This is a genomic window from Roseicyclus mahoneyensis, assembly GCF_003148775.1.
Lineage (GTDB): Bacteria > Pseudomonadota > Alphaproteobacteria > Rhodobacterales > Rhodobacteraceae > Roseicyclus > Roseicyclus mahoneyensis.
Map to the genome: position 1 here is coordinate 850,173 of NZ_QGGW01000001.1, position 13,426 is coordinate 863,598.

General features: G+C 65.4%; 11 protein-coding genes. 8 read left to right on the forward strand and 3 right to left on the reverse strand.

All coding sequences use genetic code 11. The annotated features are described in order from the left end of the window. Nucleotides 1–62: 62 nt before the first annotated feature. Nucleotides 63–1,148: a TRAP transporter substrate-binding protein gene (locus C7455_RS04160; RefSeq protein ID WP_109665739.1), complete on the reverse strand. Its 1,086-nt coding sequence runs from the start codon at nt 1,146–1,148 to the stop codon at nt 63–65. Between the two features lie 599 nt (nt 1,149–1,747). Between C7455_RS04160 and C7455_RS04165 the strand changes: the two genes are divergently transcribed. The 3 genes from C7455_RS04165 to ilvN all read left to right on the forward strand — a co-directional run bounded on the left by C7455_RS04165 (nt 1,748) and on the right by ilvN (nt 6,018). Further along, nucleotides 1,748–3,502, forward strand: a complete 1,755-nt coding sequence (locus C7455_RS04165) for an acetolactate synthase 3 large subunit (RefSeq protein ID WP_109665742.1) — start codon at nt 1,748–1,750, stop codon at nt 3,500–3,502. 204 nt (nt 3,503–3,706) lie between these two features. Continuing rightward, complete coding sequence (locus C7455_RS04170; protein WP_109665744.1) at nt 3,707–5,383, forward strand: BCCT family transporter; 1,677 nt, start codon at nt 3,707–3,709, stop codon at nt 5,381–5,383. Nucleotides 5,384–5,457: 74 nt separating this feature from the next. Continuing rightward, nucleotides 5,458–6,018: an acetolactate synthase small subunit gene (gene ilvN / locus C7455_RS04175; RefSeq protein ID WP_109665747.1), complete on the forward strand. Its 561-nt coding sequence runs from the start codon at nt 5,458–5,460 to the stop codon at nt 6,016–6,018. Between the two features lie 117 nt (nt 6,019–6,135). On the opposite strand, the gene C7455_RS04180 is transcribed toward ilvN, so the two are convergent. Then, nucleotides 6,136–6,411 carry an EF-hand domain-containing protein gene (locus C7455_RS04180; RefSeq protein ID WP_245904205.1) on the reverse strand — a complete coding sequence of 92 codons (276 nt, stop codon included), beginning with the start codon at nt 6,409–6,411 and terminating at the stop codon, nt 6,136–6,138. Nucleotides 6,412–6,726: 315 nt separating this feature from the next. Between C7455_RS04180 and C7455_RS20055 the strand changes: the two genes are divergently transcribed. Further along, on the forward strand, nt 6,727–7,305 hold the full coding sequence (locus C7455_RS20055; RefSeq protein WP_170118987.1) for a sigma-70 family RNA polymerase sigma factor: 579 nt from the start codon (nt 6,727–6,729) through the stop codon (nt 7,303–7,305). A 3-nt stretch (nt 7,306–7,308) separates the two neighbouring features. Here the strand turns inward: C7455_RS20055 and C7455_RS04190 are convergent, their stop codons facing one another. Further along, nucleotides 7,309–7,884, reverse strand: a complete 576-nt coding sequence (locus C7455_RS04190) for a lytic transglycosylase domain-containing protein (RefSeq protein WP_109665754.1) — start codon at nt 7,882–7,884, stop codon at nt 7,309–7,311. Between the two features lie 203 nt (nt 7,885–8,087). Between C7455_RS04190 and ssb the strand changes: the two genes are divergently transcribed. From ssb to trpE, 4 genes are all read left to right on the forward strand, one after another. Next, nucleotides 8,088–8,615, forward strand: coding sequence for a single-stranded DNA-binding protein (gene ssb / locus C7455_RS04195; RefSeq protein ID WP_109665757.1), 528 nt, complete (start codon nt 8,088–8,090; stop codon nt 8,613–8,615). 103 nt (nt 8,616–8,718) lie between these two features. Continuing rightward, nucleotides 8,719–9,924 carry an aminotransferase gene (locus C7455_RS04200; protein WP_245904206.1) on the forward strand — a complete coding sequence of 402 codons (1,206 nt, stop codon included), beginning with the start codon at nt 8,719–8,721 and terminating at the stop codon, nt 9,922–9,924. A gap of 118 nt (nt 9,925–10,042) precedes the next feature. Then, nucleotides 10,043–11,899, forward strand: a complete 1,857-nt coding sequence (locus tag C7455_RS04205) for a peptidylprolyl isomerase (RefSeq protein ID WP_109665762.1) — start codon at nt 10,043–10,045, stop codon at nt 11,897–11,899. Beyond that, a complete protein-coding gene (trpE, locus tag C7455_RS04210; protein WP_109665765.1) occupies nt 11,899–13,410 on the forward strand; it encodes an anthranilate synthase component I in 1,512 nt (503 codons plus the stop codon). The genes C7455_RS04205 and trpE overlap by 1 nt, the downstream gene beginning before the upstream one ends. The last annotated feature ends 16 nt before the right edge of the window (nt 13,411–13,426 follow it).

Here is a 13,426-nt window from a genome sequence, read left to right on the forward strand (position 1 = left end):
GAAGCGAAAACAGCCTCGCCCGGCCCCCGATTGGGGCCGGGCGAGACCAGATCCGGACTGGATCAGCCTGCGTTCACGCGGTTGCGCTGGCGAATATACTCGCCATCGCCGATTTCGAACCATGCAGCCGACTCCGCCATAGAGGCAAAGTAGCTGTTGGCGATCTCGGCGTAGATCGGATCGCTCATGCCCTCTGCGCTGACCTCGGCCGAGGCGCGGCCGAAAGCATCCCAAACGTCATCGGGGAATTCGCGGACCTGAACGCCTGCGGCCTGCAGACGGGCCAGCGCCGCGCCGTTTTCGGCCAGCGACAGCGCGGTGTTCTGCGCATGGGCCGCCTCGCAGGCGACCTGACAGATCTTCTGCTGCTGGGGCGTCAGCGATTCCCAGATATCGAGGTTGAAGGACATGTGCAGCGCCGAGCCCGGCTCGTGGAAACCGGCGGTGTAGTAGTTGGTGGTGACTTCCTGGAAGCCCATGCGCTCGTCGGCATAGGGGCCGATCCATTCCGCACCGTCGATCTGCCGCGACGACAGCGCCTGATAGATCTCGCCGCCGGGAATGTTCTGGACGGATGCGCCCAGACGGCCCAGCACCTGACCGCCCTGGCCGGGCATGCGGAAGCGCAGGCCCTGCAGGTCTTCGGCCGAGTTGATCTCGATGTTGAACCAGCCACCGGGCTGCATCGCGGTCATGCCGCACATCAACGGCTTGAGGTTGAACAGCGACGACAGGTTGTCGTGCAGTTCCTGACCGCCGCGACGGTAATACCAGTTCGCCATTTCCTGGCTCGTCATGCCAAACGGCACGGAGGTCATGAAGGCGAAGGCGGGGTGCTGGTTGAGGAAGTAGTATTCCGCCGAGTGATAGACATCGGCCTGTCCTGCGGACACGGCGTCGAAGACTTCGAACGCGCCCACAAGCGTGCCGGCCGCGTTCTTCTGGAACGTCAGCTGACCGTCGGTCATGTCGGCGATGTAGGTGATGGCCAGTTGCACCGCGTCATCGAAGACCGCGAAGCCGTCGGGCACGGAGGTGACGAGCGTCAGCTGGCGGTTGCCCTGCGCGTAGACAGGTGCGGCCAGAGTGGTCGTGGCGGCGGCAGCGCCGCCAAGTGCGGACGTTCTGAGGAACGAACGACGATCCATATGGTATCCTCCCCGGATGATGGATTTCCCGCGCCCCCCCTCGGGTCGCGGATGTGGGTTTGCCCCACTGAGTTCGCGCACGTTAGCCGAGCAAAACCCATGCGAAAACAGATTTCAGCGTGTGAAGGCATGATTTTTGTAAAATCATCTTACCAAAATGCGCCTTTCAGAGCAAAATTCCCGCTCTGGTTGAGCGACGTCAGCGCTAACTGTATCCAAACGTGCGGCTCTCGCTGCACTGCAGGAACGTCGGGGCACGGAAATTCGCGCCGCACGATTCTTGTTGATACAGGCCAAAAGATTTCCGGTCGTTGCGCGAACCCTCCCGTCTGCGACAGGATCGACGGTTTTCGCGGTTGACGCCCGCCGCCCCCCTGCTTAATCTCCGCTCACTTTGGCAAAGGGACCCGGGTCCATGATCGGTATTATCGTACTTGTAGGGATGCAGCGCATGGGTCGATGACGGCAGCCATACCGTTCCACCATGCGCCCTCGGATCACCACCGAGGGTTTTTTTATGCCAGTGGCCCCTGCGTTGCGCCACACTTCAAGCAGCGCCGAGGATGACGATGATGTCGATTACGAAAGGGAAAGACGCGATGACACGGCAGATGACCGGCGCGAAGATGGTGGTCGAGGCGCTGAAGGATCAGGGTGTCGAGGTCGTATTCGGCTATCCGGGCGGGGCCGTGCTTCCGATCTATGACGAGATTTTCCAGCAAAACGCGATCCGCCACATCCTTGTCCGCCACGAACAGGGCGCGGTCCATGCCGCCGAGGGCTATGCGCGGTCCACAGGCAAGCCGGGCGTTGTTCTGGTCACTTCAGGGCCGGGTGCCACCAATGCTGTTACCGGACTGGTCGATGCCCTAATGGATTCTATCCCGATCGTTGTCCTGACCGGGCAGGTGCCGACCTTCATGATCGGCTCGGACGCCTTCCAGGAGGCCGACACCGTCGGCATCACCCGGCCTTGCACCAAGATGAACTGGCTGGTGAAGGATACCGAACATCTGTCGGACACGATCCATCAAGCGTTTCACATCGCCACCAAGGGCCGCCCCGGCCCGGTTCTGGTCGACATTCCCAAGGACGTGCAATTCGCCACCGGCACCTATGTGGAAAAGCCGCAGGCACGCGTCAGCCATTACCAGCCCAAGACGGTCGGCGACCCCGCCATGATCGAGGCGATGGTCGAGGCGATGGAACAGGCCGAACGCCCGGTGTTCTACACCGGCGGCGGCGTCATCAACTCGGGCCCGCGCGCGTCAAAGCTGCTGCGCGAGCTTGTGGCGGCCACCGATTTCCCGATCACCTCGACCCTGATGGGGCTGGGCAGCTACCCTGCCTCGGGCAAGAACTGGCTGGGAATGCTGGGGATGCACGGGCTGTACGAGGCCAATCTGGCAATGCATGGCTGCGACTTGATGATCAACATCGGCGCGCGCTTTGATGACCGGATTACGGGGCGCATCGCCGATTTCAGCCCGAACAGCCTCAAGGGCCATGTCGATATCGACCCCTCCTCGATCAACAAGGTCATCCATGCCGATTTCCCGGTCATCGGCGACGTGACGCTGGTGCTGGAGGAGATGCTGCGCATCTGGAAGGCGCGCGGATCGAAAACCAACAGCGCGGCGCTCAAGCGGTGGTGGGGGCAGATCACCGAATGGCGCGCGGTCGATTGCCTGAAATACAAGGGCTCCGAGACGACGATCAAACCGCAATACGCGCTGCAGCGGCTCGAGGCGTTGACCAAGAAATACGACCGCTACATCTGCACCGAAGTGGGCCAGCACCAGATGTGGGCGGCGCAATACCTCGGCTTCGAGGACCCCAACCGCTGGATGACCTCCGGGGGCCTCGGCACCATGGGCTACGGCACGCCGGCCTCCATCGGGGTGCAGGTCGCCCATCCCGATGCGCTGGTCATCAACGTGGCCGGTGAGGCGTCGTGGCTGATGAACATGCAAGAGATGGGCACCGCGATCCAGTATCGCCTGCCGGTCAAGCAGTTCATCCTCAACAACGAGCGTCTGGGCATGGTCCGCCAGTGGCAAGAACTGCTGCACGGCGAGCGCTATTCCCACAGCTGGTCCGAGGCCCTGCCCGATTTCGTCAAGCTGGCCGAGGCTTTTGGCGCCAAGGGCATCTTGTGCAAGGACCCGGCCGATCTGGATGACGCGATCATGGAGATGCTCAACTACAACGGGCCGGTGATCTTCGACTGTCTGGTGGAAAAGCACGAGAACTGCTTCCCGATGATCCCGTCGGGCAAGGCGCATAACGAGATGATCATGGGCGAGGTCGACACGCGGGACGTGATCGGCGCGGGCGGTGGAGTGCTGGTCTAGGCGCGGTCTTTCCCCCTTTCGTCACGACGCAAACGGGCCCCATTGCGGGCCCGTTTTCATGTCCGCCCCCTTGGGGTTGCGGCCAGGTGTCGCTGTGATAGTCTGTTTGCGTCAATAAACATGTCGCGAACGACCATTCCCCGGTCGGTCTGCTCCGCATCGGGCGGCGCCGGGCCTGGCCGTTTCTTCAGGGAAAGGGACAGCATGACGGATACAACGATGGATCAGGGCATCCCCGCGCCAGAGGGCGAGGTGGAGCTGATCGACACCGAATACGACATCGGACAAGACAATATAGAGGGCAATCTGGGCCCCTTCGGTTTCGACATCCACAACCCGGTCTTTGCGATTTCGGGCCTGTCGGTGGTGGCCTTTGTGGTCTATGCGCTGCTCGCCCCCGACCAGGCGGCCGATTTCTTCGGCTGGCTCCGTCCTGCGCTGACGTCGAGCTTCGACTGGTTCTTCATGCTCTCGGCCAATGTCTTCGTACTGTTCTGTCTGGCTCTGATCGTGCTTCCGGTGGGCCGCGTCCGGCTTGGCGGCGCGGATGCCGTGCCCGACTATTCCTATCCCGGCTGGTTCGCGATGCTGTTTGCCGCTGGAATGGGCATCGGGCTGATGTTCTTTGGCGTGCTGGAACCGGCCTATTACTTCGGCACGCCGTGGGGCGATGCGCCTTTGGGCGCTGTGCGGCCCTTTGACGAAAACGGGGCCCTGATCGCAGGCAATGTCGACGCGGCGCGGCGTATGGCGCTGGCCGCCACATCCTACCACTGGGCCCTGCATCCATGGGCGATCTATGCGGTTGTCGCGCTGGCGCTGGCGCTGTTTACTTACAACAAGGGCCTGCCGCTTTCGATCCGCTCGGCCTTTTATCCGATCCTGGGCGAACGGGTCTGGGGCTGGTGGGGGCATCTCATCGACATTCTGGCCGTCTTTGCCACGCTCTTTGGTCTCGCGACCTCGCTCGGGCTGGGCGCGCAGCAGGCGAATGCCGGGCTGGAACATGTCTACGGCATCCCCAACAGCACGACGGTTCAGGTCATCTTGATCATCGGCATCACCGCCATCGCGCTGATCTCGGTGCTGCGGGGCCTCGATGGCGGGGTCAAGGTGCTGTCGGAAATCAACATGGTGCTGGCGGTCTTGCTGCTCCTGTTCGTGCTTGTCGCCGCCGGGGCCGCGACGATCCTGACGGAATTCGGCAAGGGGCTGGTCGCCTATGCGCAGGAGGTCATCCCGCTGTCCAACCCCTTCGGCCGCGACGATGACGGCTACCGCGAAGGCTGGACGGCCTTCTACTGGGCGTGGTGGATCAGCTGGTCGCCCTTCGTGGGCATGTTCATCGCGCGCGTCAGCCGCGGGCGCACGGTGCGCGAATTCCTGACCTGCGTGCTCATCATACCCTCGCTTGTCTGCGTGCTTTGGATGGCGGTTTTTGGCGGGGCCGCGATCACCGACATGGTGGCCAATCCCCAGACCTCTGCTGTGGTCGCCAATGTGATCGACAGCTATAGCCCGGAACTCTCGCTCTTTGCCATGCTTGAAAGCCTGCCCTTTGCGGCCATCACATCGACGCTAGCCATCGTGCTGGTGATCGTGTTCTTCGTCACCTCATCGGATAGTGGCAGCCTCGTGATCGACACGATCACGGCGGGCGGCAAGATCGACGCGCCGGTGCCGCAGCGCATCTTCTGGTGCAGCTTCGAAGGGCTGGTGGCCATCGCGCTCCTGATCGGCGGCGGGCTGTCGTCCTTGCAGGCGATGGTGATCTCGACCGGGTTGCCGTTCACGCTGGTCCTGCTGGCGCTGTGCGTCTGCATCTACCTTGGACTGCGCAGCGAACACAGCGCGCTCCGGGCCGCGCCCCCCGCCGGATAAGCCCATTTCGGCCCTTTCGCATCGCGGCCCGCCCGGCTACACCGGGCGGGCCGTTTTCATGCCAGGGGCCGCCCATGTCACCGCTCAACATCGAGAAAGGCTCGTCGAGCCATTCCGCCTATGACCTCCGCAGCCACATGTCCGACGTGGTGGAAACCCACACGCTGGCCGTGCTGGTGCAAAACGAAGCAGGCGTTCTGGCGCGGGTCATCGGGCTGTTCTCGGGGCGGGGCTACAACATCGAAAGCCTGACCGTGGCCGAGGTCGACCGCGCGGGCCACCGCTCGCGCATCACCATCGTCACCAGTGGAACGCCGCAGGTGATCAACCAGATCAAGATGCAGTTGGAGCGGATGGTGCCCGTGCATGAGGTCCATGACCTCACCGTCGAAGGTGCCTTCGTCAGCCGCGAACTGGCGCTGATCAAGGTCATCGCCAAGGGCGAACATCGGGTGGAGGCGCTGCGCATCGCCGAGATCTTCCGCGCCAATGTGGTCGATTCGACCTTGCAGAGCTTTGTCTTCGAGATCACCGGCACGCCCGAAAAGGTCGATGCCTTTTGCGAGTTGATGCGCCCCTTGGGCGAGGTGCGGCTGGCGCGCACCGGCGTTGCGGCCATCGCGCGCGGCGTCTGAGCCGAAAATTCGTACGAATTTTCGCGGTGGACTATCCTTCTTGAAAGGATCGTGCCGCGCATTGGGGACGCAGGGCGGTTGCACTGCCCTGCGCCCCCCTTGCCAGCTAAGCCGGGATCAGTCGGCCGGGATCAGGCCAGCGTCTTGCGCAGCGGCGATCTCATCGGCGTCAAGCACCCCGTCGCCATTGGTATCGAGCGCCAGAAACTCCGCCTCCGTCATCTCGGGCATCGCCACCAGCGCTTCGGTATAGCTGACGAAGCCGTCGCCGTCGGTATCGAGCGCCTCGGCCTGCCCCATGGCATGACCTGTGCCGACCAGCCCGAGGATCAAGGCGGCAAGCGCCGTTGTGCGACCGGAGCGTGTGGGGCGGTTGGGGAAGCGAATCAGCATGGTCAGGGTCTCCCTGAGTTGGTTTCGGGTCGAAGGCGGATCATCCGCCCTCCACAGGGAAGACTTGCGGGGGGCGGGTTTCTTCCCCAGTCGCGCCCGACATCCGGCGTCTCCGGCGACGGCTTGCCGGATTGCGCCCAGCGCGCGGGCGACGTCCCGCCTATGGCGGCGCCCCGACCCACCCGCGCGCGGATTGCCGCCGCACACCGGCAAACCGTGGCGCAGCGTCTGACCGCATCCGTCACGACGCTTGCGGCGGGCTGCGCAATGGGTGGTGGTAGGGACATCATGCAACCGCGCACGAGGTCCGGCCCGATGTCCGACCCCCACACCGGCCCGCTTCAACACACATCGGCGCGCGCCTTCCTCGCCCTTTTGCCGGACCTCCGGCGCAGCGCGCGACGGCTCAGCCGGTCGGTCGAGGATGCCGACGATCTGGTGCAGGACACTTTGCTGAGGGTCTGGGCGCGGCTGGCGATGGCGCGGGCCGGTGCGACGGATCAGGCCCCCGTCACCGACCTGCGGGCCTATGCCTTCGCCACCTTGCGCAACTGCGCCCGGACGCGAGGCGCCGGCCCTCTGTCCGCCCCCGCAGACACGCACGATGCGCATGAGGCGGCCGAGGCGCTGCCCGACGACCGTGCCAACCCCGAGGGGCAGCTGGCCGCGACCGAGGCGATGGCGGCGCTCGACGCCCTGCCCGAGGATCAGCGCGCGCTTTTGCGGCTGCGGGTTCTGGACGGTCTCAGCTATGCCGAGATCGCTACAGCAACAGGCCTGCCGATGGGCACGGTCACCTCGCGCCTGTCGCGGGGGCGGCGCGCACTGCGCCGGTCGCTGGGCCTGCCGTCGGATGCGGGTGTCGCGGAGATTTTGGGGGCGGGCGGCGGCTAGATCTCAGCCTGAGCCAAGGATGATGCGCACATAGTCGCGGGTTTCCGCATAGGGCGGGACGCCATCGTGCTGACGCACTGCCTCGGGTCCCGCGTTATAGGCGGCCAGCGCATGATCCCAGCGGCGAAAGCTGCGGTATTGCATGGCAAGATAGCGCGCGCCCCCTTCGAGATTGGCGGTCGGATCATGCGGATCGACGCCCAGCAACGCGGCCGTGCCAGGCATCAGCTGCGCCAGACCGATGGCGCCTGCATGGCTGACGGCTTGCGGATTCCAGCCCGATTCCTGCTGCACGAGGCGCAGGAACAGATCCTCGGGGATGCCATGGCGGCGCGCGGCGGCGCGCGCGACCTCGAGCCAGGGACCCTCATAGCGGCCCTCGAAACGGGGGATCGCCACGCTGCCCGTCTCGGGGTCGAAATCGGGGCGGAGCCGCACGGAGGCCGCGTATTGCGTCGCGGCCCGGCTGTCGAGCACGCCCAGCGCCCGGTTGATCCGCTCCATCGGGTCGGCCAGGGCGGGAAGCGCCAGACAGGCGGTAACGGCCAAGGCAAGGAAAGAACGCGGGACAAGGGCCATCGGACAAGGACTTTCAAACAACCTCCGGCGTCCGATACGCGATTTCGGGCGGGAATTCCAGAGTTTCGCACCCTGCCCCCTTGCGCCCGGTGCTGCGATTAACCTTTTCTTGACCATGCTGGGATGATCTAACCGCCACGCGGCGCGGCGATGACTCGGCGGGCCAGACATGGGCTAAACGCCGAAACGGGGGAGACAGCGACATGGCCGGATCGGTCAACAAGGTAATTCTGGTCGGCAATCTGGGCCGCGATCCCGAGGTGCGCAGCTTTCAAAACGGCGGCAAGGTCTGCAACCTGCGCATCGCCACGTCGGAGACCTGGAAGGACCGCGCCACGGGCGAGCGCAAGGAGCGGACAGAATGGCATTCGGTGGCGATCTTTTCCGAACCGCTGGCAAAGATCGCCGAGCAGTACCTGCGCAAGGGGTCCAAGGTCTATATCGAGGGCCAGTTGGAAACCCGCAAATGGCAAGACCAGTCCGGGCAGGACCGCTATTCGACCGAGGTGGTGCTGCGCCCCTACCGGGGTGAATTGACCCTGCTCGACGGGCGTGACGGCGGCGGTGGCAGTGGCGGCGGTGGCGGCGGCTATGGGGGCGGTGCCGCGTCCGGCGGCGGCTACGGCGATGACCGTGGCGGCGGCTATCCCGACGATCGTGGCGGGCCGGGCGGCGGGGGTGGCTACGGTGGCGGTGGCGGCGGGGATGTCGACGACGAGATTCCGTTTTGATACCGACCGGGCGCACATGAGAGCGGCCGCGCCCGCGGCTGGCTGAGGGAGCCTCCGGCGGGGATATTTTCAAAACAGAGAAGCGAGGCGCGGTGCGCTCGTGATGACAGGGGCAGCGCGCATGCAGCCGATCAATCCGACCTACAGGCGTACCTTTCCGCCCCCGGTGATGGAGGCCCGGCGCTGGATCGAGGGCAAGGTCTTTGCCCCCGAAAAACCCCTGATCATGCTGAGCCAGGCCGCCCCGGTGGACCCGCCGCCCGCGGCGCTGGCGCGCGCCATGGCAGATGCGCTGATCGAGAACCCGGCCTCGCATCTCTATGGACCGGTGCTGGGCCTGCCCGAGTTGCGCGCCGAACTGGCGGCGCAATGGTCGGACGGCTATGGCGGCATGGTCCGTCCCGCGCAGGTGGCTGTCACGGCCGGGTGCAACCAGGCCTTTACCGCCGTGATGTCGACGCTGGCAGGCGCGGGCGATGCGGTGATCTTGCCCCTGCCCTATTATTTCAACCACAAGATGTGGCTCGACATGGAAGGGGTTGAGACACTCGCCCTGCCCACCGGCGACGATCTGCTGCCCGATCCCGAGCGCGCGGCGGCGCTGATCACCCCGCGCACGCGCGCCATCGTGCTGATCAGCCCCAACAATCCGACGGGCGTCGAATACCCGCCCGCGCTGCTCGGCGCCTTTTTCGATCTGGCGCGGACCCATGGCATCGCGCTGATCCTCGATGAGACCTACCGCGATTTCCATTCGCAGCCCGGCGCGCCGCATGACCTGTTCAAGGATCCCGACTGGGACGACACGTTGATCCACCTCTATTCCTTCTCCAAGGCCTACCGCCTGACCGGCCACCGGGTCGGCGCAATCATGGCGTCCGAGGCGCGACTGGCCGAGGTCGAGAAATTCCTCGATACGGTGGCGATCTGCCCGCCGCAGGTGGGCCAGATCGGGGCGCTGTGGGGGATGCGCCACCTTGGCCAGTGGCTGGCGGGCGAGCGGGCCGAGATCTTGTCGCGGCGCGACGCTCTGGTGGCGGGGTTCGGCGGGCTGGAGGGCTGGGATCTGCTGGGTTGCGGGGCCTATTTCGCCTATGTGCGCCATCCCTTTGCCAAGCCCTCCGACATCGTCGCGCGCGAGATGGTGGAGGCTTGCGCCATGCTGGTGCTGCCGGGCACGATGTTCGGCCCGCGGCAGACCGAAGGCGGCACCGGACAGGCCGAGGCGACGCTGAGGATTGCCTTTGCCAACGCCGACCGCGACGGGCTGGCCGAAGTGGTGGGCAGGCTGGCGACGCTCGATCTGTAAGACGGCGGTCCCCGGGGCCGCGGCCCTTGCCGCGCGCGGCGCTTGCGCGTAATCAACCCCGCAGACACGCGGTGGGCATGCCCGCGCAAGGTACCAAAACAGGAAGGATCCCCGCGACATGGCGACATCGGTTGCGAAGAAGGCCTCGAACCTTTTCGTCTGGATCATCCTCGGCCTCTTGTTCGTGGCGCTGGCAGGCTTCGGCATCGGCTCCTTTACCGGCGGCGCCAGCCGGATCGGCAGCGTCGGTGAGATCGAGATCACCGTCAGCGACTACCAGCGCGCCCTCGACGAAGAGTTGCGCGCCCAGATCGCCGAACGGCGCGCGCCGGTGAGCTTTGCCGAGCTGCAGGCCCAAGGAATCGACCAGGCGGTCTTGCAGGCGCTGGTCGCGCGCGCTGCCTTGACGAATGAAGCACAGACCATCGGCCTGTCGGTCGGCGATGCCGAGGTCGCCCGGCAGATCACGCGCATCGAGGCGTTTCAGGGGCTCGACGGATCCTTCGACCGTGAGGCCTATGAATTCACCTTGCGCCAGAACGGCCTGACACCCGCGCAATACGAGCAAGACATTCGGCGGCGCACCGCCAACAGCTTGCTGCAGGTCGCGGTGCTGGGCGGATTGCAGGCCGATCCGACCATCGCCGAGACGCTTGTCGCCTTTCAGGGCGAGACGCGCGATTTCACCATCCTGACCGTGACCGAGGCCGATCTGGCGCCCGAGGGCCTTGCCGCCCCGAGCGAGGCCGATCTCGAGAGCTATTATAGCGAGAACCCGCAGCGCTTCACACGGTCCGAGGCGCGGCGCGTGACCTATGCCTGGGTCACGCCCACGATGCTGATGGATGACCTGACCATCGACGAAGAGGCGTTGCGCGCCCTTTACGAGCAGCGCGCGAGCCTCTACCGGCAGCCCGAACGGCGCTTGCTGGAGCGGCTGGTGTTCATCGACACCGATATGGCGCAGGCGGCCTTTGACGCCATCGCGGCGGGCGAGACGGATTTCGACACGCTGGTGGCGGATCGGGGCCTGACGCTTGAGGACGTGGATCTGGGCGAGGTCGCGCGCGGCAATCTGATGCCCGAGGCCGCCGAGGCGATCTTTTCCGACACTGAGTCCGAGATCATCGGGCCCCTCCCCTCCGATCTGGGGCCGGCGCTGTTCCGGGTCAACGCGGTGCTCGACGCCTCCGAGATCAGCTTCGAGGAAGCGCAGGAGGAGTTGCGCGCCGAGCTGGCCGCCGAGGCAGCGCGACGCGCCATCGACGACCTGCGCGATCCAATCGACGATCTGCTGGCCGGGGGGGCGACGCTGGAAGAGATCGCAGCGGAAACCGAGATGCGGCTTGGGGCAATGGATTACACCCCCATCTCGGAAGACGGCATCGCCGCCTATGACGCCTTCCGCGAGGCGGTCACGGCGGCGCGCGAGGGGGATTTCCCCGAGCTGCTGGCGCTGAGCGATGGCGGCCTCTTCGCGCTGCGTCTTGACGAGGTGGTGCCGCCTGCGCTGCCGCCTCTGGACGAGATCACCGACGAGGTCGCGCAAGCCTGGCGCGCCACGGCGCTGCGCGAGGCACTGGCCGGTTTCGGCCAGACGCTGGTGGCCGAGCTTGCCACGGGCGCATCGCTGGAGGAGCTTGGCGCGACTATGACCGAAGAGCAGATCCGACGGCAGGATTTCATCCCCGACGCCCCGCCGACGCTGGTGGCGCAGGTGTTCCGGCTGGAGGCAATCGGCGACGTGGTGTTGGTGCCGGGCGCCGAGCAGGCGCTGATCGCGCGGCTTGACGCGATCAATCCGCCCGCGCGCGACGATCCCACGGTGCAGATCCTGACCCAGATCATCAGCCAGTCGGTGGCGCAATCCATGGCGATGGACATCTTCGAGGCTTACGGTCAGGCAATGCAGGCCGATGTCGGCATCCGGCTGGACCAGTCGATGATCAACGCCGTCCACACCCAGTTCCCCTGATGGCGCAGGTCTCCGATTTCGCCCCTTTCGAGGCGGGCTGGGCAGCGGGCAAGAACCAGCTTGTCTATGCAAGGCTGGCCGCCGATCTGGATACCGCCGTCTCCGTGATGATGAAGCTGACGGATGCGGGGCGGGATAGTTTCATCCTCGAATCCGTGACCGGCGGCGAGGTTCGCGGCCGCTATTCCATCATTGGCTGCAAGCCTGACCTGATCTGGGAATGCCACGGGGCGGCCAGCCGCCTGAACCGGGCCGCGCGCTATGACCGCGAGAGCTTCACCCCTTGCCCCGAGCCGCCGCTGCAGGCCCTGCGCGCGCTGCTGCTTGAGACCGCCATCGACATGCCCGAGCATCTGCCGGCGGCAGCTGCGGGCCTGTTCGGGTATTTGGGCTATGACATGATCCGGCTGGTCGAACATCTGCCCGACGTGAACCCCGACCCTCTGGGCCTGCCCGATGCGGTCTTGATGCGCCCCTCGATCATCGCGGTGCTGGACGGGGTGAAAGGCGAGGTGACGGTGGTGGCACCTGCATGGGTGTCATCGGGCCTCACGGCGCGTGCGGCCTATGCACAGGCGGCCGAGCGGGTCAGCGACGCCTTGCGCGATCTGGAACGTGCGCCCACGATGGCCTCCCGCGAGATGGGCGAGGCGCGCGCCGTGGCCGAGCCGGTGTCGAATTTCGCCCGCGCCGATTATCTGGCAGCGGTGGAAAAGGCCAAGGATTACATCCGCGCGGGCGACATCTTTCAGGTCGTACCCTCGCAGCGCTGGACGCAGGATTTCCCCGAACCGCCCTTTGCGCTTTACCGCGCGCTGCGCCGCACCAATCCCTCGCCCTTCATGTTCTTCTTCAACTTCGGGCCGTTCCAGATCGTGGGCGCAAGTCCCGAAATCCTCGTGCGGGTGTTCAAGGGTCAGGTCACGATCCGCCCCATCGCAGGCACCCGCAAGCGCGGCGCAACCGTCGAAGAGGATCGTTCGCTCGAAGCCGATCTGCTGTCGGACCCAAAGGAACTGGCCGAACATCTGATGCTGCTGGACCTCGGGCGCAACGATGTGGGCCGGGTGGCCAAGATCGGCACCGTGAAACCCACCGAGGAATTCATTGTCGAGCGCTATTCCCACGTCATGCATATCGTCTCGAACGTGGTGGGTGAGTTGCGTGAGGATCAAGATGCGCTGTCGGCCCTGCTGGCGGGCCTGCCTGCGGGCACGGTCTCGGGCGCGCCCAAAGTGCGCGCGATGGAGATCATCGACGAGCTGGAGCCCGAGAAACGCGGCGTCTATGGCGGCGGCGTGGGCTATTTCAGCGCGGGCGGCGACATGGACATGTGCATCGCGCTGAGGACAGCCGTGGTCAAGGACGGCAAACTCTACATTCAGGCGGGCGGCGGCGTGGTCTATGACAGCGACCCGGAGGCGGAGTTCGAGGAAACCGTGAACAAGTCGCGCGCGATCCGCCGCGCGGCCGAGGATGCGGGCCTGTTCTCGGGGCGCGGCAACCGCTGAAAAGCCGAAGACCTGC